The 20,284-nt window shown below is 66.5% G+C and carries 23 protein-coding genes and 1 tRNA gene; 6 read left to right on the top strand and 18 right to left on the bottom strand.

All coding sequences use genetic code 11. The annotated features are described in order from the left end of the window. The first annotated feature begins 140 nt into the window (after window positions 1–140). From ettA to pyrF, 3 genes are read left to right on the top strand one after another with little or no spacing between them, the layout of a single operon-like run. Window positions 141–1,799: an energy-dependent translational throttle protein EttA gene (gene ettA / locus NC595_RS07995; RefSeq protein ID WP_253565846.1), complete on the top strand. Its 1,659-nt coding sequence runs from the start codon at window positions 141–143 to the stop codon at window positions 1,797–1,799. Window positions 1,800–1,812: 13 nt separating this feature from the next. After that, a complete protein-coding gene (locus NC595_RS07990) occupies window positions 1,813–2,289 on the top strand; it encodes a cupin domain-containing protein (protein WP_253565845.1) in 477 nt (158 codons plus the stop codon). A gap of 28 nt (window positions 2,290–2,317) precedes the next feature. Continuing rightward, window positions 2,318–3,133 (top strand): orotidine-5'-phosphate decarboxylase, encoded by an 816-nt coding sequence (pyrF, locus tag NC595_RS07985; RefSeq protein WP_253565844.1) that lies wholly within the window; start codon window positions 2,318–2,320, stop codon window positions 3,131–3,133. Between the two features lie 126 nt (window positions 3,134–3,259). On the opposite strand, the gene NC595_RS07980 is transcribed toward pyrF, so the two are convergent. The 7 genes from NC595_RS07980 to NC595_RS07950 all read right to left on the bottom strand — a co-directional run bounded on the left by NC595_RS07980 (window position 3,260) and on the right by NC595_RS07950 (window position 9,132). Further along, complete coding sequence (locus tag NC595_RS07980) at window positions 3,260–4,285, bottom strand: hypothetical protein (protein WP_253565843.1); 1,026 nt, start codon at window positions 4,283–4,285, stop codon at window positions 3,260–3,262. Between the two features lie 607 nt (window positions 4,286–4,892). Continuing rightward, window positions 4,893–5,270 (bottom strand): hypothetical protein, encoded by a 378-nt coding sequence (locus tag NC595_RS07975; RefSeq protein WP_253565842.1) that lies wholly within the window; start codon window positions 5,268–5,270, stop codon window positions 4,893–4,895. A 215-nt stretch (window positions 5,271–5,485) separates the two neighbouring features. Next, window positions 5,486–6,592, bottom strand: coding sequence for an acyltransferase family protein (locus NC595_RS07970; RefSeq protein ID WP_253565841.1), 1,107 nt, complete (start codon window positions 6,590–6,592; stop codon window positions 5,486–5,488). Next, window positions 6,589–7,341, bottom strand: a complete 753-nt coding sequence (locus tag NC595_RS07965) for a queuosine precursor transporter (RefSeq protein WP_253565840.1) — start codon at window positions 7,339–7,341, stop codon at window positions 6,589–6,591. The genes NC595_RS07970 and NC595_RS07965 overlap by 4 nt, the downstream gene beginning before the upstream one ends. A 76-nt stretch (window positions 7,342–7,417) precedes the next feature. After that, on the bottom strand, window positions 7,418–7,699 hold the full coding sequence (locus tag NC595_RS07960; protein ID WP_253565839.1) for a DUF427 domain-containing protein: 282 nt from the start codon (window positions 7,697–7,699) through the stop codon (window positions 7,418–7,420). Window position 7,700: 1 nt separating this feature from the next. After that, entirely contained in the window at window positions 7,701–8,237 is a 537-nt protein-coding gene (gene def, locus NC595_RS07955) for a peptide deformylase (protein WP_253565838.1), read from the bottom strand. A 76-nt stretch (window positions 8,238–8,313) separates the two neighbouring features. Continuing rightward, a complete protein-coding gene (locus tag NC595_RS07950) occupies window positions 8,314–9,132 on the bottom strand; it encodes a DUF4197 domain-containing protein (RefSeq protein WP_253565837.1) in 819 nt (272 codons plus the stop codon). 168 nt (window positions 9,133–9,300) lie between these two features. On the opposite strand from NC595_RS07950, the gene NC595_RS07945 reads away from it, so the two are divergent. The 3 genes from NC595_RS07945 (at window position 9,301) to NC595_RS07935 (ending at window position 12,247) form a co-directional block, all read left to right on the top strand. Beyond that, window positions 9,301–11,379 (top strand): carbon starvation CstA family protein, encoded by a 2,079-nt coding sequence (locus tag NC595_RS07945; RefSeq protein ID WP_253565836.1) that lies wholly within the window; start codon window positions 9,301–9,303, stop codon window positions 11,377–11,379. Continuing rightward, window positions 11,376–11,603, top strand: a complete 228-nt coding sequence (locus NC595_RS07940; RefSeq protein WP_253565835.1) for a YbdD/YjiX family protein — start codon at window positions 11,376–11,378, stop codon at window positions 11,601–11,603. Before NC595_RS07945 ends, NC595_RS07940 begins: the two co-directional genes overlap by 4 nt. A gap of 137 nt (window positions 11,604–11,740) precedes the next feature. Further along, window positions 11,741–12,247, top strand: coding sequence for a DUF2127 domain-containing protein (locus tag NC595_RS07935; protein ID WP_253565834.1), 507 nt, complete (start codon window positions 11,741–11,743; stop codon window positions 12,245–12,247). A gap of 2 nt (window positions 12,248–12,249) precedes the next feature. On the opposite strand, the gene NC595_RS07930 is transcribed toward NC595_RS07935, so the two are convergent. From NC595_RS07930 to tolQ, 11 genes are all read right to left on the bottom strand, one after another. After that, window positions 12,250–12,813: a GNAT family N-acetyltransferase gene (locus tag NC595_RS07930; protein WP_253565833.1), complete on the bottom strand. Its 564-nt coding sequence runs from the start codon at window positions 12,811–12,813 to the stop codon at window positions 12,250–12,252. Between the two features lie 9 nt (window positions 12,814–12,822). After that, the gene (locus tag NC595_RS07925; RefSeq protein WP_253565832.1) at window positions 12,823–13,512 is read right to left on the bottom strand and encodes an HAD family hydrolase; all 690 of its coding nucleotides are present in this window, start codon (window positions 13,510–13,512) and stop codon (window positions 12,823–12,825) included. Window positions 13,513–13,603: 91 nt separating this feature from the next. Beyond that, window positions 13,604–13,679: transfer RNA gene (locus NC595_RS07920), tRNA-Lys, on the bottom strand. 75 nt (window positions 13,680–13,754) lie between these two features. Continuing rightward, complete coding sequence (gene queC / locus NC595_RS07915; RefSeq protein WP_253565831.1) at window positions 13,755–14,438, bottom strand: 7-cyano-7-deazaguanine synthase QueC; 684 nt, start codon at window positions 14,436–14,438, stop codon at window positions 13,755–13,757. An 87-nt stretch (window positions 14,439–14,525) separates the two neighbouring features. Further along, a complete protein-coding gene (gene queE / locus NC595_RS07910; RefSeq protein ID WP_253566794.1) occupies window positions 14,526–15,197 on the bottom strand; it encodes a 7-carboxy-7-deazaguanine synthase QueE in 672 nt (223 codons plus the stop codon). Between the two features lie 31 nt (window positions 15,198–15,228). Continuing rightward, complete coding sequence (gene ybgF / locus NC595_RS07905; protein WP_253565830.1) at window positions 15,229–16,095, bottom strand: tol-pal system protein YbgF; 867 nt, start codon at window positions 16,093–16,095, stop codon at window positions 15,229–15,231. Next, window positions 16,095–16,601 (bottom strand): peptidoglycan-associated lipoprotein Pal, encoded by a 507-nt coding sequence (gene pal / locus NC595_RS07900; protein WP_253565829.1) that lies wholly within the window; start codon window positions 16,599–16,601, stop codon window positions 16,095–16,097. Before pal ends, ybgF begins: the two co-directional genes overlap by 1 nt. 253 nt (window positions 16,602–16,854) lie before the next feature. Further along, window positions 16,855–18,171 (bottom strand): Tol-Pal system beta propeller repeat protein TolB, encoded by a 1,317-nt coding sequence (tolB, locus tag NC595_RS07895; RefSeq protein WP_253565828.1) that lies wholly within the window; start codon window positions 18,169–18,171, stop codon window positions 16,855–16,857. Window positions 18,172–18,179: 8 nt separating this feature from the next. Then, window positions 18,180–19,121 carry a cell envelope integrity protein TolA gene (gene tolA / locus NC595_RS07890; protein ID WP_253565827.1) on the bottom strand — a complete coding sequence of 314 codons (942 nt, stop codon included), beginning with the start codon at window positions 19,119–19,121 and terminating at the stop codon, window positions 18,180–18,182. Next, the gene (tolR, locus tag NC595_RS07885) at window positions 19,108–19,557 is read right to left on the bottom strand and encodes a protein TolR (RefSeq protein ID WP_253565826.1); all 450 of its coding nucleotides are present in this window, start codon (window positions 19,555–19,557) and stop codon (window positions 19,108–19,110) included. Before tolR ends, tolA begins: the two co-directional genes overlap by 14 nt. A gap of 13 nt (window positions 19,558–19,570) precedes the next feature. After that, window positions 19,571–20,257 (bottom strand): protein TolQ, encoded by a 687-nt coding sequence (gene tolQ / locus NC595_RS07880; protein WP_253565825.1) that lies wholly within the window; start codon window positions 20,255–20,257, stop codon window positions 19,571–19,573. Between the last annotated feature and the right edge of the window lie 27 nt (window positions 20,258–20,284).

Raw genomic sequence — 20,284 nt, 5'->3', positions numbered from 1 at the left:
CGGGCCTCCGGGCGGCTCCGCGGGCCCTGCCATGGCAGTGCAAAGGCCGATCGGCGATAATCGGAGGCCTTTTCCCCTTTGTTCCTCACTTGCCGGGCCGCGCGCGAACGCGGCTTGCGGACCGCCTTTCGGGAGCCAGCATGCAGTACATCTACACCATGAACGGGGTGAGCAAGATCGTTCCCCCGAAGCGCCAGATCATCAAGGACATCTCGCTCAGCTTTTTCCCCGGCGCCAAGATCGGCCTGCTGGGCCTGAACGGCGCGGGCAAGTCGACGGTGCTCAGGATCATGGCCGGCGTGGACAAGGACTTCCAGGGCGAGGCCCGCCCGCAGCCGGGCATCAAGGTCGGCTATCTGGCGCAGGAGCCGGAGCTGGATCCGGAGAAGACCGTCCGCGAGGCGGTCGAGGAAGGCGTGTCCGAGGTGCTCGACGCGCAGAAGCGGCTGGAGGAGGTGTACGCCGCCTACGCCGAGGAAGGCGCCGATTTCGACGCGCTGGCCAAGGAGCAGGAGAAGCTGGAGAACCTGCTGGCCGCCAACGACGCCCACGCGCTCGAGCGCCAGCTCGAAGTGGCCGCCGATGCGCTGCGCCTGCCGCCGTGGGACGCGAAGATCGGCCCGCTCTCCGGTGGCGAGAAGCGCCGCGTGGCGCTGTGCCGCCTGTTGCTGTCCAAGCCGGACATGCTGCTGCTGGACGAGCCGACCAACCACCTGGACGCCGAATCGGTGGACTGGCTGGAGCAGTTCCTGCAGAACTACCCCGGCACCGTGGTGGCGGTCACCCATGACCGCTACTTCCTCGACAACGCCGCCGAGTGGATCCTCGAGCTGGACCGCGGCCGCGGCATTCCGTGGAAGGGCAACTACACCGAGTGGCTGGTGCAGAAGGACGAGCGCCTGAAGCAGGAAGCCCAGCAGGAGAAATCGCGCCAGAAGGCGATCCAGAAAGAGCTGGAGTGGGTGCGCTCGGCCGCCAAGGGGCGCCAGTCCAAGGGCAAGGCGCGCCTGAACCGCTTCGAGGAGCTGAACTCGGTCGAGTACCAGCGCCGCAACGAGACCAACGAGATCTTCATCCCGCCGGGCGAGCGCCTGGGCCAGGAAGTGATCGAGTTCAAGAACGTCACCAAATCGTTCGGCGACCGCGTGCTGATCGAGGACCTCTCGTTCAAGATCCCGCCGGGCGCCATCGTAGGCGTGATCGGCCCCAACGGCGCCGGCAAGTCCACGCTGATGAAGATGATCATGGGCAAGGAGCAGCCCGATTCCGGCGAGGTGAAGCTCGGCCATACCGTCAAGCTGGCCTACGTCGACCAGTCGCGCGACGCGCTCGATGCGAAGAACAACGTGTGGCAGGAAGTGTCCGGCGGCTCGGACATCCTCACCATCGGCAACTTCGAGATCCAGTCGCGCGCCTACATCGGCCGCTTCAACTTCAAGGGCACCGACCAGCAGAAGATCGTCGGCAGCCTCTCCGGCGGCGAGCGCGGCCGCCTGCACATGGCCAAGACCCTGCTGCAGGGCGGCAACGTGCTGCTGCTCGACGAGCCGTCCAACGACCTGGACGTGGAAACCCTGCGCGCACTGGAAGACGCGCTGCTGGAGTTCCCCGGCTGCGCGGTGGTCATCTCGCATGACCGCTGGTTCCTGGACCGCATCGCCACCCACATCATCGCCTTCGAGGGCGACTCGCACGTGGAGTTCTTCCCCGGCAACTACAACGAGTACGAGGCCGACAAGAAGCGCCGCCTTGGCGACGATGCCGGCCCGCACCGAGTGAAGTACAAGAAGCTGGCCTGATCGGGAACACGCGATGACCGATCACAAGCCTCCTGTCGCAATCGATGCCGGGGACGCCCCCGAGCGAACCGGCTCGGGCTACCCCGCGCCGTTCGGCGCGCAGATGGGCGACCGCTCGCGCCGCCGGCTGGGCGATGTGTTCGGCCTGACCGGCTTCGGCGTCAACCTGGCCCGCCTGGGGCCAGGTGCGCGCTCGGCGCTGCGCCACGCGCACCGGCTCGAGGACGAGTTCGTCTACATCCTCGAGGGCACGCCGACCCTGCTCACCGACGCCGGCGAGACACCGCTGCGCCCGGGCATGTGCGCCGGCTTCAAGGCCGGCACCGGCGACGGCCACGCGCTGGTCAACCGCAGCGACGCCGAGGTGCTCTACCTGGAGATCGGCGCGCGCTGCGCCGGCGAGACAGTCGATTACCCGGACGTCGATCTCAAGGGCGCCACCCTCGACGGGCGCTGGACTTACCTGCACAAGGACGGCACGCCGTACTGACGGTGCGCCCTCCGAAGAGGAACCCGCGATGAGCTTCATGCAGACCCTCGCCGACGCCTGGCAGCGACACGACTCGCTGGTCTGCGTCGGCCTCGATCCCGAGCTGGGCAAGCTGCCGGCGCATCTGAAGGGGTGGCCCGACGCGGTGTTCGAGTTCTGCGCTGCGATCGTCGACGCCACCGCCGACCTCGCCTGCGCGTTCAAGCCGCAGATCGCCCACTTCGCCGCACTGCGCGCCGAAGACACGCTGGAACGGCTGATCGCGCACATCCACACGAATTATCCGGGCGTGCCGGTGATCCTCGACGCCAAGCGCGGCGACATCGGCTCCACCGCCCAGCACTACGTCACCGAGGCATTCGATCGCTTCGGCGCCGACGCGGTGACGCTCAACCCGTACATGGGGCGCGACTCGATCGCGCCGTTCCTTGAGCGCGCCGACAAGGGCGTGATCCTGCTCTGCCGCACCTCCAACCCGGGCGGCGCGGATTTCCAGGCGCTGGACTGCGGCGGCGAACCGCTTTACCTGCGCGTGGCCGAGACGGTCGCCCGCGACTGGAACGGCCACGGCAACTGCGCCTTGGTCTGTGGCGCCACCTGGCCGGAGGAACTGGGCCAGGTCCGCGCCCGCGTCGGCGACATGCCGCTGCTGGTGCCGGGCATCGGCGCCCAGGGCGGCGACGTGGCCGCCGTGCTGAAGCACGGCCTCACCGCCGACCGCACCGGCCTGATGATCAACTCCTCGCGCGGCATCCTGTATGCCGGCTGCGGCGAGGATTTCGCCTCGGCGGCACGGGTGGCGGCGCAGGAGCTGCGGGCCAGCATCAACGCGCTGCGCCACTGATCGCCACCGCACGGCATCGACCGTGCCCGCGGTTTCGCGATCCCGCGATCCCGGCCATATGATGAAAAAGTAAGGGCCGCGGCTCGCGCCGCGGCCCTTTCGCTTCCGGATAGCCGGAGGGTGGTCTTACTGCACGACCGGATGCGCGATGTCGCACTCGTTGGTGTCGTTCGACCAGGTGCTCTGCATGGCGTAGGTGCCGTTGGCCATCACCACGTCGGCCGACTTACCCTGGCCGGACGAGATCCAGGCGCACTCGTCACCGTTCTCCTGGCCGTAGCTGCTGCTGCGGCGGTTCCGGTTGGTCCAGCCGCCGGCAGGGTTCTGGTCGGTCACCGTCTCGGCGTACTCGTGGCCTTCGACGATCGAGAAGCCATCCAGCTTGCCGCTGGCGCCGCTGTTGACGAAGTTCTGCCCGCAGCTGGTGCCCATGTCGTAGACGTACGGCATGTTGGTGAACGCCACATCGCCCACCGGCGAGCTCACGCTCCAGTCGCCATTCCAGTCGTGCCACGCACAGAACTGGCCGTTGGAGGTATTGAAGCCATCCGGATGGGTACCGGTCGGCGACAGGATCACGTACTGCACGTAACGGTTCGACGCCGCCGTGGTATTGCCGAAATGCTGCGCCGCCTTGATCGCTTCCTGCGCCAGCTGGGCACCGGTGGCGCTCGACGGCGAAGCCACCGAGTTGTCGTACCAGATGCCGGCAAAGGCGCCGCCCGTCGGATAGCCGATGTGCGGAGCCCCCGACGGACAGGAGGTCGCTCCCGTGGAGACCAGCGAACCGTCGCAGTACTGGGTCATCGTGCCCGACCACAACTCGCCGCCAGTGCCCAATCCCTTGAACAGGTTCTCGAGGTAAGGCACCGCACCGACCGAGTCACCTGACAGGGTCATGTTGCCGTTGGCATCGGTCCCGGCGGTACCCCACTGGCTGCCGTAGACGACCAGGTAGACCTTGGGAGTGCCGCTGGTGACGCCAATGCCATCGACGCCTCCGCCATAGCTCAGGGCCTTGCCCGATGACGTGGTGCGCGCGCCCCTGGCTGCGTGCAGCGCGGCCCAGGCGCGCATCTGGCTGTGTGCTTCACGAGTAGCCACCACGCCATGACGGTACGAGTGGCCGTAGGCTGGCGAATAAGGGTTCATCCCGTCGTCCTGGGACGGGCCGGCGATCGCGCCGGCCGAGAGGCCGAGAAGAGCCGAGGCGGCCGCGACAGCAAGCCACCGACTATTGAGTCTGGACATACATTCTCCCCGCATTGATTGAGTTGAAAGCGAACTGAGACGTGTTGGCGCTTGAAGCGCATCACGGGTACGCAAACAAACTCCGGCGCGACATAAAGACATCGCGACGCAGGCCTGGCCTTCCTCCCCAGGAAAACCAGGCACGCGGAAACTAATCGAATGACACTACCCCGCACAATGGGAATTTTTTCCCTAATATCAGTGATCTACGCAGCCACCCATGGCTTCGCCGGGATAAAAAGCGTTCCGCGGCAGAGGCTTGCAAAATCATGCGTCCGCATTATCTTGCGGCAGCACCGAAAGAGCGCATTCCTTTAGCATGCAGCGCGATTTATTACGTATCGTAAGTGCGATGCAGATCAAATTTCCGTCACTGGCCTGATCGAAAACAGTGCCATCGGCGCACGGATGCGGGCAGCGCGAAACGCCCATCGGACCACGCCTGATCCAGACCCGGCCACCGAGGGCGGGCGCACTTCGCCGCAGCGATCGCGACCAGGGAAGTGCTTCAGCGGGTGTGCACCCAGTACACCTGGAGCCCGCGGGAACGATCCCCTTCGCGACGGCCCTCGCGGCTGTCCACCACCGCGCCCCAGGTCGACCGCAGCCCCCCGTGCTGGAACCGGTCCACCCGCACCTGCTCGCCGTTGGGAATGATCGCCTGACTCACCACGACAAGTACGCCCGGCTGCTCGTGAACCAGACTGCCCGGCCGCCCGGTACCCGCCCCCCATCCCACGTGGAGCTCGCAGGGAACCGGCTCGGACACGCCGCGGTTGTCCAGGCTCCACCCTTCGGTCTTGCTCAGCAGCGACTGGAGCTTGGGATCGCTCCAGTCGACCGTGTTGGCCGAAGGACCCGATGGTGGCTTGCCGAAATGATTCATGGTCGCAACGTTCTCTCCGCGGGCGTCAAGATCGCGTCGCGACCATTGGCGTTGGACCGGGTATGCAGGGAACGGGCCATGTCACCGGAGCGGGTATCCGGCACCGGGAAATGACGGATAGCCCCGTAGGAAAGCGCATCCGGACGGGTCCTGCACGTCTTCATGCCGGGCATATCGACCGCCCGCGGGGAGACTTGAGCGTTTTCCTGGCGTCGCTAGGGCCAGCGCCTGCGCCACCGGCGTTCGCAGGGCTGCGTGAGGAACGTGGACAGGCCCCAGCCGAGCGCCAGGCTGCCTGCCAAAGCCGGCAGATACCAGATCACCCCGCTGCGCGGATCCGCTCCGGCGAATCGCCACAGGCGCACCGTCGCGAACACCACGAACATGTGCGAAAGGTAGATCTCGTAACTCAGACGGCCCCAGCGCTCCAGCCAGCGCCAACCCCTGACCGAGCGCGACGGATGCGGTGAGGTACGCATCCCCACCAGCAGCGCCCCCGTCGCAGCGACCAGCACAATCATCACGCCGTCGTGCAGCCATCGCCACAGCCACGGCATCGCCAGCATGACGAGGGCGAGCACCCCCGCTCCCGACCAGCGCATGAGCCGCGCCACCCAGGCCCGCGGCGGCCTACCGTGAACCCACAACGCCCCGAGCACGCCCGTCGCGATCGCGGCCATGCCGGGCAGGTAGGCCTTTTCCTTCCAGATCTCGTTGTCGCCGAGCGTCGCCAGCGACCATGGCAGCGATACCGCGAGCAACAGCAGCAGCGGAACCAGCACGCGTCGCCGGCGCGTCAGCAGGCAGACCAGCGGGAAGCCGAGGTAGAACGCCTCCTCGATCGACAGCGACCACAGCACATCCCAGCTGCCCGGGAGGTAGCCGGTGCGCCCCTCGTACCAATTCAGGCAGAGCCCGAGCGCCGAGGCCACCGCGCCGGCCAGGGACTGTCCCGGGCGATGGATCACGTAGTCCGCCACACCCAGTCCATGCAGCAGCGCCAGCACCGCGACCAGCAAGAGCAGCAGCGGCAGAATCCGCGAGGCGCGCCGCGTATAGAACGCGCGCAGATCGATCCGCGCCAGGTCGCCCCAACGGTCCAGCGTGTTGCCCGCGATCAGGAAGCCGCTGACCACGAAGAACACGAACACCGCTTCGTAGCCGTTGTAGTTGAGCGCGCCCAGCACGCGCCGGGGCAGCCAGTCGGCCAGCACGGTCTCGCGCAAAGGGATACGTAGCCCGAGGTGATGCAGCACCACCAGCACGATCGCCAGGCCGCGAAGGCGATCGATGCCGTGATGACGCGTCGGGGCCGCACTCATCCGTAGCGCCGCAGCTCGCCCTCGTCCTTCAGGCTGAAGGGGTTGAAGTGCGTGTCTTCATCGAAAGTGTCCACGCCTTCATGGCGCTTGAGGAACCCCACCACGGCGTAGGTCAGCGGGGTGAACACCACTTCGACCGTGACCTTCATCAGCCAGTTGAAGACGATCACCTTGGCGATGGTCTGGCCTTCCCAGATGCCGATGAAGGCGATCGGATAGAACGTGAGGCTGTCCACCCCCTGCCCGACCAGGGTCGAGCCGATGGTGCGCGTCCACAGCCAGCGTCCGCGCGTGACCAGCTTCATCTTGGCCATCACGAAGGAGTTGGCGAAATCGCCGATCCAGTAGGCCAGCAACGAGGCGGCCGCGATCCGCCAGGTCCCGCCGAACACCACCTCCAGCGCCGGCTGCAGCTGCGCGTTGAACGGCTCGGCTGGACTGGCCGGCATGCGCAGGATCACCTGGGTCATGAAGGTGGCGAACAGCATCGCGCCGAAGCCGGCCCAGATCGCCCGCCGCGCCCGTGCATAGCCGTAAACCTCGGTCAGCACGTCACCGAAGATGTAGCCGATCGGGAAGAACAGGTTGCCCGCGCCGAAGGTCAGCGCGCCGACGACCGGCAACGTGACCGTACAGACCTTGGCCGGCCCGATCAGGTTGGAACACAGCAGTACGGCTACCATGCCGCCGACCAGCAGGTCGTAGTAGCGGAAGCCGCGCAGGGGCGCGGTTCGGTCAGGAGAGTGCATGGTGATCCCCGGCGGACGAAGCGGGCAGCATACCCGTGCCTCGATACGACGGCGCACCGTGCCCGGATGCGGCGGCTCAGTCGACGACCTGCACACCCTTCCAGAAGGCGACGCGCCCGGCGATGGCGCGGGCGGCGTCCTTCGGCTCCGGGTAGTACCAGGCCGCCGCCGGATTCAGGCGGTCGCCCACTGCCACGTCGTAATAGCTGGCGGTGCCCTTCCACGGGCACACCGAGTGCCGGTCGCTGTCGCGAAGGTACTCGCGCCGCAACGCCGTTGCCGGGAAATAATGGTTGCCCTCGACCACGATGGTGTCGTCGCTCTCGGCGAGCACCGTGTCCTGCCAGATCGCGCGCATCTCAGTCGTCTCCCATGTCCTGCCCGGGGAACAGCACGTCGGTGAAGCCGAAGCGGCTGAAGTCGGTGATACGCGAGGGATACAGGCGACCGATCAGGTGGTCGCACTCGTGCTGCACGACGCGTGCGTGGAAACCCTCGGCACGTCGATCGATCGGGGCTCCCTGCGGGTCGATGCCCTGATACCGGATCAGGCTGTAGCGACTGACCACGCCGCGCATGCCGGGCACCGAGAGGCACCCCTCCCAGCCCTCATCCATGTCCTGCGAGAGCGGCGTGATCATCGGGTTGAGCAGGATCGTGCGTGGCACCGCCGGCGCATCGGGGTAACGATCGGCATGATCGAAGCCGAAGATCACCAGTTGCAGGTCGACGCCGATCTGCGGCGCGGCCAGCCCGACGCCACCGGCCTCGTGCATGGTCTCGAACATATCGGCGATCAGCGCATCCAACTCGTCGCTGCCGATCATCGCGTCGGGGACGGGCGGTGCCACGCGCAGCAACCGCTCGTCGCCCATCCTGAGGATCTCGCGGATCATCCGTTTCTCCTTCGCCAGGGGGATCCGGTTGGGATGAGGCCGCGCAGCGCCGGTTCAAGGGCGCTGCGCCGGCAACTCAGCCGCCGCCGAATACCTTGCGCAACAGGTCGGTCGTGCGCGCCGCCGGGTTCTGGCGGATCGACTGCTCCTCGTCGCCGATCTCCGTGAACAGGCCATCCATGGTCTTGCGGGTGACGTAATCATCGAGATCGAGCGAGCTGCCCTCTTTGCTGGCGTGGCCGCCACCCAGCGCGCCGAGCGACCCCAGGGCGTTGCCCAGCGCTCCGCCACTGCTGCCGGACATGAACGCCTTGTACTTCCTGGTCACGCCGACCTTGTCGGTCGCCGCGGCCACGATCGGTCGGATCCGCGCGGCCAGATCGTCACCGGCCACGCGACGGAAAAAATCCGTAGCCGCATGGTCGCCGCCGCTGAGGATGCCGCGGGCGTCCTGCAGGGTCATCTTGCGGATCGCGTTGCCGAAGATGTCCGCCACCTGCGGCACGGCTTTCTCCGCCGCACGATTGAGGCTGAGTTCGAAAGCGTCCACCTTGGCCCCCTGGCCAAGCTCGCGGGCGAGTTTGCCCGCCTGTTCCAGCTTGCCCGGCAAGGGAATGCGCACTTTGGCGTTGTTCGAGAACCCGCCTTCGCGACCCAGCGAATTGATCGCCTTGGTGGTGCCCTTGGCCAGGGCCTCCTTGAGTCCCGCCGCGATATCGCTGCCGGGCAGATGGCCGCCCTGCGCGTTGCCGTTCACCTGCTCCTTGGCCGCCTGCTTCGCCTTGTCGAGCAGATCCTTGAACTGGTCATGGCCGGCGGCCGCGGCGAGACCGGGCGCCAGGACGCATGCAGCGAGGGCCACGCAGCGCGCGTGGCGACGGAAAACTTCACGCATGGGTTGCTCCCGCTTGACGTCGATGCGCGCAGTGTAATCCCGTGCCCCGGGACACATGCCAGCCATGACAACCATTCGACCAATGGCTAATGGAGCGGGGCGCTCCGGGGCATTGACCACCCCTGCCCGGCGGCGGACCCTTGGGTATCTCCAGCGGAGGACCCCCGAATGAATGCCACTGCGTCATCCCCATCCAGTCCCGCAGGAAAAATCCTCTGGGCGGCAATCGCCATCGTCGGCGCCTTCTGCCTGGGCGTCGTCGCGCTCAGGCGGGGCGAGCCGATCAACGCGATCTGGCTGGTCGCCGCTGCCATCGCAGTATTTGTGATCGGCTATCGCTTCTACGGCACCTTCATCAACAACAGGGTGCTGCAGCTCGATCCCAGCCGTGCAACACCTGCCGTGCTGCGCAACGACGGACTGGACTACGTCCCCACTGACAAGTGGGTGGTCTTCGGCCATCACTTCGCCGCGATCGCCGGCGCCGGTCCGCTGGTCGGACCGGTCTTGGCCGCACAGATGGGTTACCTACCCGGCACGCTGTGGATCCTGTTCGGCGTGGTGTTCGCTGGCGCCGTACAGGACTTCATGATCCTCGGCCTGTCGATCCGCCGCGATGGCCGCTCGCTCGGCAACATGCTGCGCGACGAATTGGGGCCGTTGCCCGGCATCGTGGCGATGTTCGGCGTGCTGGTGCTGATGATGATCGTGCTGGCGGTGCTGGCGCTGGTGGTGGTCAAGGCGCTTACGCACAGCCCGTGGGGCACGTTCACCGTGGCCTGCACGATCCCGATCGCACTGCTGATGGGCGCCTACCTGCGCTGGTTCCGGCCGGGACGCATCCTCGAGGTATCGCTGATCGGCCTGGTGCTGCTGCTCGGCTCGATCTGGCTGGGCAAGGCCGTATACGACTCGCCGGTGTGGGGCCCGATGTTCGACTTTGACGCCAAACACCTGGCCTGGATGCTGATTGCCTACGGCTTCTGCGCCTCGGTGTTGCCGGTGTGGCTGCTGCTGGCGCCGCGCGATTACCTGTCGACCTTCCTCAAGATCGGCACCATCGCGCTGCTGGCGCTGGCGATCTTTCTCGCCGCGCCGATGCTGCAGCTGCCGGCGGTAACCCGGTACATCGACGGCACCGGCCCGGTGTTCGCCGGCAACCTGTTCCCGTTCCTGTTCATCACCATCGCCTGCGGCGCCGTGTCGGGCTGGCACTCGATCATCTCCTCCGGCACCACACCCAAGCTGCTGGCCAACGAGGGCCAGGCGCAGTTGGTCGGCTACGGCGGCATGCTGATGGAGGCCTTCGTGGCGATCATGGCGCTGGTCGCCGCCGCCTCGCTGCACCCCGGCGTGTACTTCGCGATGAACTCGCCCAGTGCACTGATCGGCACCACCGTCGAGCACGCTGCCACCACAATCAGCCAGTGGGGCTTCGTGGTCACGCCCGACCAGCTCACCCAGACCGCCAAGGACATCGGCGAGAACTCGATCCTCAGCCGCGCCGGTGGTGCACCCACGCTGGCGGTCGGCATGGCCCAACTGCTGCACGGGATCATTCCGGGCGAGGGCATGATGGGCTTCTGGTACCACTACGCGATCCTGTTCGAAGCGCTGTTCATCCTGACCACGGTGGACGCCGGCACGCGCGTCGGCCGTTTCATGATCCAGGAGATCGCAGGCCTCATCCACAAGCCGCTGCAGCAGACCGAGTCGTGGACCGGCAACCTTCTGGCCACTGCGATCTGCGTGGCCCTGTGGGGCTACTTCCTGTACCAGGGCGCGGTCGACCCGCTGGGCGGCATCAACACCTTGTGGCCGCTGTTCGGCATCGCCAACCAGATGCTGGCGGCGATCGCCCTGATGCTGTGCACGGTGGTGGTGGTCAAGCTCAAGCGCCAGCGCTACATGTGGGCGCCGGGCATTCCGGCGATCTGGCTGGTGGTATGCACGCTGACCGCCGGCTGGGAGAAGCTCTCCGGCCCCATCAGCTTCACCGCGGCGGCGAACAAGTACGCCCAGGGCATCGCCGACGGCAAACTGATCGCCCCGGCCAAGAGCGTCGATGAGATGCATCGCATCGTCAGCAACAACCATGTCGACATGGTGCTGACCGGCCTGTTCATGGCGTTGGTGGTGGCGATGGTGCTGTTCGCGCTGCGCGCCATCGCCCGGGCGACGCAGATGGATCGACCGACGGCGCACGAGGAGCCCTATGTCGCCCTGAGCAGCGTGGCGCAGTCATGATCGCCACGCATGCCGCTCCACACCGTACCTTGCGCACCGCCGGTCGGGCGGTGTGGAAATGGGCTGTGCAGACGGCACGGCTGTGCTGCGGCGTGCCCGACTACGACGTCTACGTTCGGCATCTGAAACAGCATCACCCGGGGCGGAAGATCCCCAGCTACGAGGAGTTCTTCCGCGAGCGCCAGGAGGCCCGCTACAAGGGTACTGGCGGGCGTTGCTGTTGACCGCCGCCTGATATCCGCTCCCATCGGCCGCGCCGGAGACGGCGCGGCCTTTTTTCATCCGGCGGGCATGCAGCTTCCGACAGGTGGCATCTGCGCGGCCTGCCCGCGACAATGACGAGTCCCGCCCACCGCTCCCCATGTCCCGCCTCCCCGTTTCCCACCGCACCGACGACGACACGCCCGAGTCGAAGCACCGCTTCGGCCTGCGGCTGATCGCGACCTACAAGATCGTGCAGGCGCTGGCCCTGATGCTGGCCGGGGCCGCCGCTTTTCAGTTGCATCGGCAACGCGCCATCGACGAGCTGCTGGACTGGCTCGAGCACCTGTCCATGGGCGACACCGGTGGCCTTCGCCAACACCTGATCGACGCCATCACGCAACTCGGCCCCGGACGCTTCGTGGCGATCGGGGTGATCGCGCTGGCCTACGCCGCGCTGTTCATGATCGAGGGGATCGGACTGTGGCTGCGCAAGCATTGGGCCGAGTGGTTCACGGTAATCGCCACCGGCTCGCTCATCCCGGTGGAACTGTACGAATTGTTCCACGAAGCGAGCTGGCTCAAATTCGGCGTGCTCGTCGGCAATGTAGTGATCGTGATCTACCTGGCCCGCATTGCCATGCAACCGCACCGACGGCGCGGCTGAGTTCAGCGCTGCGTACCTGCCCGCCATTCCTGCGCCAGCAGGCCGTAGAAGACGGTATCGGCTACCGCGCCGCCGACGATCCAGCGTTCGCGTAACAGCCCCTCCTGACGGAATCCGAGCCGCTCAAGACTGCGTCTGGAGGCCATGTTCGCCGGATCGACGTCAGCCTCCAGCCGATGCAGGCCCAGCGGGCCGAATGCCCAGCCCAGCCACTGCACGAGTGTCTCGTGCATCAGGCCACGACCCCACACCGACCGTGCCAGCGCGTAGCCGATTTCCGCGCGGCGGTTGGGCTCGCTGCGGTTGAACAGCGATACCGTTCCGACCACCCGGTCCTCGTCGCATAGGGTCACCCCGAGACGGACCGCCGCGCCGGCCGCGTATGCCTCGCGGTCGGCGCCCAGCATCCGCCGGGCCTCTTCCCGCCCGGACCAGGGTGACCCGCTCCAGTAGCGAACCACCTCCGGGTCGCCGAAGATCGACAGCAGGTCGTCGACATCCGTATCGGTCAGTGGACGAAGCACGACCCGGCCAGGTACCGGGATGAATGCGGGAAATGGCGTCACTTCATCTCCTCAGCCGGCCGAGGCGACCGGCGCGATCCGGCGTAGTGCATCGAGCAACGCCGGAAGGTGGGCCATGTCATCGAATACATAGTCCGCGCCCGCCTCGACGAGCCGCTCCAGCGACAGGCCGCCCGCGTAGCCGAGCACGGTCATCCCGGCGGCGCGTCCGGCGGCGATGCCGGTAGGTGAGTCTTCCACCACCACGCAGTGCTCGGGCCTGGCACCGAAGGTCTTCGCCGCCAGCAGGTAGATGTCCGGCGCCGGCTTGCCATGTTCGACATCGTCGATACCGAACCAGCGCCCATCGAAGCGTGGCAACAGGCCGGTCACCTGCAGGGTAATCGCCATCTTCACCCGCAGGCCATTGGAAGCGATGGCGCATGGCAGATCGATCGCATCGAGCATCGAGCCCACGCCGGCCACCAGCGTGACCTGCTGTGCCAGGGCGGCACGACTGCGCTCCCCGTAGCGTGAATCGAAGCCCGGCGGCAGCGGCCGCCCAAGCAGATCGGCGGCTATCGTCAGCGAGTCGGCGGTACTGCGGCCGACGCAGCGTCCGGACAGATCGTGATCGTCGACGTCGGCGCCAAGCTCGCGCAGCATGTCCGCGAACACACGGCCGGTGATGCCCTCGCTGTCGACCAGCACGCCATCGCAGTCAAAGATCACCAGATCGATGGGATGCGGCGATGGGTTCATGGCAGTGATGGCGTCATGGCGGGGGGCGGCCATTGTTCCATGACGACCGCATAAAAAAACGCCCGGCCAGCATGGCCGGGCGTTTCGTCGATGGTGGGCCGTCCGAGACTCGAACTCGGGACCAATAGATTAAAAGTCTACTGCTCTACCAACTGAGCTAACGGCCCCTAAGAAGGACTCGCGTGCTGGCACGCAAGCCGCTCATTTTAAGCAGTGTGCGCTGGGCACACAAGCAAATCCCCTCAGGCGTAGCGCGTTGGATCCGGCATGCCGGCGTCGCGAAACCCCTGCGCGCGCAGGCGGCAGGCATCGCAATGACCGCAGGCACGGCCCTGCGCGTCAGCCTGGTAGCAACTCACTGTTTCTGCGAAATCCACACCAAGCCGCTGGCCCTCCCGCGCGATGTCGGCCTTGCTCATGCGCATCAACGGCGCGTGCACGCGCAAGCCCTGCCCCTCCACGCCGGCCTTGGTCGCCACATTGGCGAGCTTCTCGAAGGCCTCGATGAAAGCCGGGCGGCAGTCGGGATAGCCGGAATAGTCAACCGCGTTCACGCCGCACCAGATGTCCCGGCTGCCGAGCACCTCGGCCCAGCCCAGTGCGATCGACAGCATGATGGTGTTGCGCGCCGGCACGTAGGTCACCGGGATCCCTGAGCTCTCCTGATCCAGCGGTACGTCGATGTCGGCGGTCAGCGCCGAACCGCCGATGCTGCGCAGGTCGACGTGGACGGTCTTGTGCTCGACCGCACCGAGCATCCCCGCGACCCGCGCGGATGCCTCGAGTTCGGAACTGTGCCGCTGGCCGTAGGCCACGCTGAGCGCGTGCACCTGGTAACCCTGCTCGCGCGCGATAGCGATGGTGACGGCCGAGTCCATGCCACCGGAGACGAGCACGACGGCCCGGGGAAGCGCGTTGTCAGACATGTGTTGCCTTCCTGCAATCGACCGGTCACCGGTCGGGATGCGCCACCGGCAGCACAGGCCGGCGCGCGGTTGCTTCGACGACCGGGCTCAGTGCCCCGGCGCGTCGTTCCAGAGCAGCTTGTGCAACTGGAGCTGGAAGCGTACCGGCAAGCGGTCGGCGATGATCCACTCGGCCAGCTCGCGCGGCTGCACCGCACCGTGCACCGGCGAGAACAGCACCATGCAGCGGCGGTCGATGGCGTGCTCGGCGAGCACGCCACGTGCCCACTCGTAGTCGGCGCGACTGGCAATGACGATCTTCACCTGGTCGTGCGACAGCAGGTACGCGAGGTTCGTCCAGAGGTTGCGGGCGCTCTCGCCGGAATCGGGCGCCTTCAGGTCCATCACCTTGCGTACGCGCGGATCGACCGCCGAAATATCCAGCGCCCCCGACGTTTCAAGGGATACCTCGTATCCGGCATCGCAAAGGCGCGCCAACAGGGGGATGCAGCGCTTCTGCGCCAGCGGCTCTCCACCGGTCACGCAGACATGGCACGCGCCGTAGCTGGCCACCTCGGCCAGAATGTCGTCGACTGTGTGCCAGTCGCCGCCGTGGAACGAATACTCGGTGTCGCACCAGATGCAGCGCAGCGGGCATCCAGTCAGGCGAACGAACACCGTGCGCCAGCCGATCGCATCGGCCTCGCCCTGGATCGAATGGAAGATCTCGGTGATGCGCAGCCGGTCGCCCGACTGCCCTGCCGGGCGGACCGCAGCCACGCCCGTGTCGCTCTCGCTCACCAGGTCGGCCTCAGTTCGCCGACTGCGCGGACTGCAGCTGGATCCGATTCAGGCGCTCCTGCGCCAGGCTGGCGGCCTTGCTGCCGGGATACTTCTTCAGCACGTCCTGCAGGGTCGCCTTGGCCGCATCGACCTGCTTGAGCTCGTACTGGGTGTATCCGACCTTGAGCAGCGCGTCCGGCGCCTTTTCACTCTGCGGAAACTGCGTCAACAGACGCTTGAACGCTTCCAGGGCCACCGAATAGTTGGTGGTCACGTAATAGGACTCGCCCAGCCAGTACCAGGCGTTCGGCGCCAGCGCGCTGTCCGGGTGCTGCTGGATGAAATCGCGGAACCCTCGCGACGCCGCGGCATAGTCGCCACCGCGCAGCGCGTTGAAGGCCGTGTCGTAGGCAGACTGCTCGTCTGCCGTGGCCGGCGTCGGTGCCGGCGTGGTACCTGCTGCCGTACCGGACGCACCCGCCGCACTGCCTGCGGCCTGAGCGGGCCCGCCCGCGGCCGCGCCCGCTGCGGTACCAGCGGCTGCCGGAGCGGCCTTGGTCCCCGCGGCGGCTCCGCCCTCGAGGCGCCCGAGGCGGGAATCCAGATCTACGTACTGTGCCTTGCTCTTGTCGTCGAGCACCTGCAACTGATGCTGCAGCTCCTCGATCTGACCCTGCTGCTGCTGCAGCTGCGATTGCAGTGCCTGCACCTGGTTGACCAGACCAATGCCACCCTTGTCCTGGTTCTGTGCCTGCTGCTCGAGCCGCGCGACACGCTCGGCGAGGCTGAGGCGGGAATCCTGTGCCGACGCGGGACCAGCCAACAGCATGGCGGACGCAAATGCGCCCGCCATGCCCACGCTGGCTACGAGACGATGAGCCAGACGCGTCTTCATCACTTCGCCGTGTAGACGATCTCGACGCGACGGTTCTTGCTCCAGCAGTCCTCGTTGTGCTCACGGCACACCGGCTTTTCCTTGCCGTACGAGATCACCTCGATCTGGCTGGCCGAACCGCCGGCCGCCTGCAGCGCGTCGGACACGGCATTGCCGCGGCGCTCGCCCAGGCCCAAGTTGTACTCGCGGGTGCCGCGCTCGTCGGTGTTGCCCTCGAGACGCACGTGGGCTTCCGGGCGATCCTGCAGGTACTTGGCGTGGCACGCCATGATCTGCTGGAACTCCGGCTTGATCTCGCTCTTGTCGAAATCGAAGTACACGACGCGCTGACGCAGGCAGGCGTCGGTGTCGAGATCGGCCGGCGTGTACTTGCCGTCGCTGGGCGCCGGCTGGGTCACGGGGGCCGGCTCCGGCTGCGGAGCAGGCTTCACTTCCTGCTTCTTGGAGCAGGCGGCCGCACCCACGCACAGCAGGGCGACCAAGGCAACGCGAACGGTCTTATTCATGGTGACGTTCCTTAGAAACGGGTTGTTTTCCGACAGTCAATGACGATTACGGTTTCGGGACAGCATGCGCCGGTGGTCCGGCTGTTCTTTTGACTAAAAACAGAAGTCGAAGTGGCGGGTTGCCTCGCCCCTCGACCACGGGTTGCCGTCAGACACCCGGCGACCCAAAAACCGAGAGGACGCCCGCAGACGTCCTCGCGGGCCCACTCCGTGGGCGGCCGGCGCGGCGATGAGCTGCCGCGCCTGGAGAATCTCAGCGCTGCCGGAACGGGCCCCAGGCGGGTTCACGGACATCGCCATCGGCCAGCACCAGTCGCTGCCGGACCATGCCGTCGGCCGACGTGGCGTAGAGGACACCGCGGGGACCTTCGGTCGCGGCATACAGCAACATGCTTGCATTGGGGGCAAAGCTGGGCGATTCGTCGATGGGACCCGGCGACAGGAAACGCACTTGCCCGCCCAGACTATTGTCCATGACAGCAATACGATACACGTTCCCGTTGCCCTGCACCATGGCGATCTGCTTGCCGTCGTAGCTGATGTTCGCCTCGGCGTTGTACTGCCCCTGGAACGTCACGCGCTCGGGCGCACCGCCGGTCGCCGGCATCTTGTAGATCTGCGGCCGGCCCGAGCGGTCGGAGGTGAAGTAGATGGACTGGCCGTCCGGCGACCACTTCGGCTCGGTATCGATCGCCAGGTTGTTGGTCAGCCGGGTTTCCTTGTGGGTCGCCAGGTCCAGCACGAAGATCTCGGGGTTGCCCACGTAGGAAAGCGATACTGCCAGCTTGGTACCGTCCGGCGACCAGGCCGGCGCACCGTTGATGCCCTTGCGGTGCGCCTCGACCAGTTGCCGGGCACCGGTGGTGATGTCCTGCACGTAGATGTTGGAGTTGCCGCTTTCGAATGAGACGTAGGCGATCTTCTTGCCGTCCGGCGACCAGGTGGGAGACAGCAGGGATTCGCGCGAACGGGCGACCACCTGCGGGTTGTACCCGTCCGAATCGGCCACGATCAGCGAATAGGTGGTGTGGTTGCCTAGCCCAACCGCGGTGATGTAGGCGATGCGGGTCCAGAATGCGCCGCGCACGCCCGTGATCTTTTCGTAGATCTGGTCGGCGATCTGGTGGGCCACGCCGCGCAGGTCGCCGACCGGGGCAGTCATCGACTGCGACAGCAGGCTCTGCTGCTTGTTCACGTCCCACAGCTCGTAGTCGACCCGGACCAGGCCACTGCCCGCGTCGCTGATATGGCCGACGGTGATGTAATCCTGCTTGAGCAGCTTCCAGGTGGCGAAATGGATGTCCGAACCCTTGGATGGGAATTCGACGATCTCGCTCTTGGCCAGCGCCCGGAACTTGCCCGAACGGTTGAAATCGTTGCGCATCACCTCGGCGATGTCGGTCGGCAGCGGTGCCCCACCGTCCTGGGCGAACGGCACCACGGCGATCGGGGTGGCCGTCTTGACGCCACCGACGATGTCGACATTGAGGGACTGGGCGGAGGCCCGGGGGCCGACCAGGGTCGCAAGAACCAGCGCAGCGAGGGCGAAAAGCAGGTTGTGTTTACGCATGAGCCTCATCATTGCGGCCTGAAAGTGAAGGTGAGATCACGCTGGAACACGCTCTCGAAACCCTTGTAGGGCAAGGGTTGCGCGCGCAGTACCGCATTTTCCACCGAGCGGCGCCCGGCATCGTCGTACGGGCAGCTGCTGTCGACCTTGGCGCTCATGACGTCGCCGCCAGGCAGCTGGGTGATATGAACGACACACGGAGCGCTCGGCATGTTATCCGGGCGCAGCCAGTTCTGCGTGACCGCGTTCTGAATCGCTGCTTGATACTTGGCCAGCAGGCTGTCGTCCTTGCCGTTGGTGCCGGTCTGCCGCTGGGGCGCCGCCGGCACGTCCGGCAGGCCGTCGTCCTTGGTGTTCTGCAGATCCTTGAGCTGCTGTTCCGCCTGGCGCTTCTTGTTGTCTGCCTGGCGCGTGGCCGCCGACGCCTTGTCCAGCTTGGCGAACAGCTCGTCGATCTTCTTCTTTTCCTCTTCCTTTTTCTTCGCCGCCTGGGCGTCCAGCTCGGCCTGGCGCTGGCGCTGGCGCTCCTCCTGCTCCTTCTTGGCGTTCTCGGCTTTCTGCAACGCCTCGGCGACGATCTTCTCCTGGTCGACCACGTCCGGATGCTCCGGCGGGGGCGGCAGCGTCTTCACCTGCGGGGCCTGCACCGTCGGCGTGGGCGGCGGCACGGCCGGGGGCGGCGGGGTCGTGTTCGGCACGGGGCGAGCCTTGGTCGGCTTCGGCGGCGGCGCGCCGGTCGGGCCGATCAGCACCGCCTCGATCGGCTGGCCGGGCAGCTCCAGCGGCTTGGCGCAGGCGATCGGGTTCCACCCGGCCGGCAGGTGCAGCAGCTCGAACCACTTCTCGTAGGTCGAGCAGGGCAGGATCGCCAGGTAGAGGAACGCCAGGATGCCGAGGTGCAGCAGGGCCGCCAGCACCACGGCCAGGGGTGTGCGCTTACTTTCGTCCATCGGACGCGCTCGTCCCCTGCGGCGGCTGGCTCATCAGGCCAACCTTGGCCACGCCGGCCTGCTGCAGGTCGGCCAGCACCTGGTAGACGCCGTCGTACTTGCCGTCGCGGTCGCCGGCCACCAGCACGCTGACCTCGGGATTCGCCTTGACGAAGGCGCCGACCTTGGTCTTCAGGCCTTCCTCGTCGATCGGCTCCTTCTTGGCATCGCCGAGCGTGAGAAACAGCTTGCCGTCGGCGCCGACGGAGATGATGACCGGGTCCTTCTTGTCCTTCAGCGAGCGGGCGTTGGCCTGCGGCAGGTTCACGTCGACGTTCGCGTTGAGCATCGGCGTGGTGACCATGAAGATGATCAGCAGCACCAGCATCACGTCGATGTAGGGAACGACGTTGATCTCGGACTTGAGCTTGTGCCGCTTGCGGTGGGTGGGACGCATGGCAGGCGGCCCCTCAGCGGATGTCGTCGGACTGGATCTGGCGCTGCAGGACCGAGGAGAACTCCTCCTGGAACACCTCGTAGCGCGAGGCGATCCGCTCGACGCGGTTGGCGTAGCGGTTGTACGCCCACACCGCCGGGATAGCCGCGAACAGGCCCATCGCGGTGGCGATCAGCGCCTCGGAGATGTGCGGCGCCACCGCGGCGATGGTCACGTCCTTCATCTCGCCCAGGCCCTGGAACGCGCCCATGATGCCCCACACGGTGCCGAACAAGCCGACGTAGGGAGCGATCGAGCCGACGTTGGCGAGAAACTCCAGGTTGCGCTCGAGCAGCCCGATCTCGCGGGTGCCGGCCACGCGCATCGCGCGCTCAGTGCCTTCCATCACGATGCGCATGTCGTGGGTCTTGCGCTGGCGCTGGCGGGCGAACTCGCGGAAGCCGGACTCGAAGATGGTCTCCATGCCGCCGTTGTCCGCCCCCCGCCCGCTGACCTCGCGGAACAGGCCGGCCAGGTCGCCACCGGACCAGAAGCGCTCCTCGAACTCCTCGGCGCTCTCGGTCGCGGCCTTCATCTGCGTGTACTTGCGGATGATGATCACCCAGGACATGAAGGAGAACGCCAGCAGCACCAGCATGACGAACTTGACCGGCCAGCTCGCATCGGCGACCAGCGTGAAAATGTTCAGTCCACCGTTCATGGCTTGGGGAGTTCTCCGAGGGGAAAA

The organism is Dyella lutea (genome assembly GCF_024158035.1).
Lineage (GTDB): Bacteria > Pseudomonadota > Gammaproteobacteria > Xanthomonadales > Rhodanobacteraceae > Dyella_A > Dyella_A lutea.
Note: the sequence above shows the minus strand (reverse complement) of the source record. Positions and strands in the feature narration are given on the sequence as shown.

Coding starts and splice junctions, on each gene's coding strand:
- ettA (WP_253565846.1), top strand. CDS start 141: ATGCAGTACATCTACACCATGAACGGGGTGAGCAAGATCGTTCCCCCG.
- NC595_RS07990 (WP_253565845.1), top strand. CDS start 1,813: ATGACCGATCACAAGCCTCCTGTCGCAATCGATGCCGGGGACGCCCCC.
- pyrF (WP_253565844.1), top strand. CDS start 2,318: ATGAGCTTCATGCAGACCCTCGCCGACGCCTGGCAGCGACACGACTCG.
- NC595_RS07980 (WP_253565843.1), bottom strand. CDS start 4,285: ATGAACCCTTATTCGCCAGCCTACGGCCACTCGTACCGTCATGGCGTG.
- NC595_RS07975 (WP_253565842.1), bottom strand. CDS start 5,270: ATGAATCATTTCGGCAAGCCACCATCGGGTCCTTCGGCCAACACGGTC.
- NC595_RS07970 (WP_253565841.1), bottom strand. CDS start 6,592: ATGAGTGCGGCCCCGACGCGTCATCACGGCATCGATCGCCTTCGCGGC.
- NC595_RS07965 (WP_253565840.1), bottom strand. CDS start 7,341: ATGCACTCTCCTGACCGAACCGCGCCCCTGCGCGGCTTCCGCTACTAC.
- NC595_RS07960 (WP_253565839.1), bottom strand. CDS start 7,699: ATGCGCGCGATCTGGCAGGACACGGTGCTCGCCGAGAGCGACGACACC.
- def (WP_253565838.1), bottom strand. CDS start 8,237: ATGATCCGCGAGATCCTCAGGATGGGCGACGAGCGGTTGCTGCGCGTG.
- NC595_RS07950 (WP_253565837.1), bottom strand. CDS start 9,132: ATGCGTGAAGTTTTCCGTCGCCACGCGCGCTGCGTGGCCCTCGCTGCA.
- NC595_RS07945 (WP_253565836.1), top strand. CDS start 9,301: ATGAATGCCACTGCGTCATCCCCATCCAGTCCCGCAGGAAAAATCCTC.
- NC595_RS07940 (WP_253565835.1), top strand. CDS start 11,376: ATGATCGCCACGCATGCCGCTCCACACCGTACCTTGCGCACCGCCGGT.
- NC595_RS07935 (WP_253565834.1), top strand. CDS start 11,741: ATGTCCCGCCTCCCCGTTTCCCACCGCACCGACGACGACACGCCCGAG.
- NC595_RS07925 (WP_253565832.1), bottom strand. CDS start 13,512: ATGAACCCATCGCCGCATCCCATCGATCTGGTGATCTTTGACTGCGAT.
- queC (WP_253565831.1), bottom strand. CDS start 14,438: ATGTCTGACAACGCGCTTCCCCGGGCCGTCGTGCTCGTCTCCGGTGGC.
- ybgF (WP_253565830.1), bottom strand. CDS start 16,095: ATGAAGACGCGTCTGGCTCATCGTCTCGTAGCCAGCGTGGGCATGGCG.
- pal (WP_253565829.1), bottom strand. CDS start 16,601: ATGAATAAGACCGTTCGCGTTGCCTTGGTCGCCCTGCTGTGCGTGGGT.
- tolB (WP_253565828.1), bottom strand. CDS start 18,171: ATGCGTAAACACAACCTGCTTTTCGCCCTCGCTGCGCTGGTTCTTGCG.
- tolA (WP_253565827.1), bottom strand. CDS start 19,121: ATGGACGAAAGTAAGCGCACACCCCTGGCCGTGGTGCTGGCGGCCCTG.
- tolR (WP_253565826.1), bottom strand. CDS start 19,557: ATGCGTCCCACCCACCGCAAGCGGCACAAGCTCAAGTCCGAGATCAAC.
- tolQ (WP_253565825.1), bottom strand. CDS start 20,257: ATGAACGGTGGACTGAACATTTTCACGCTGGTCGCCGATGCGAGCTGG.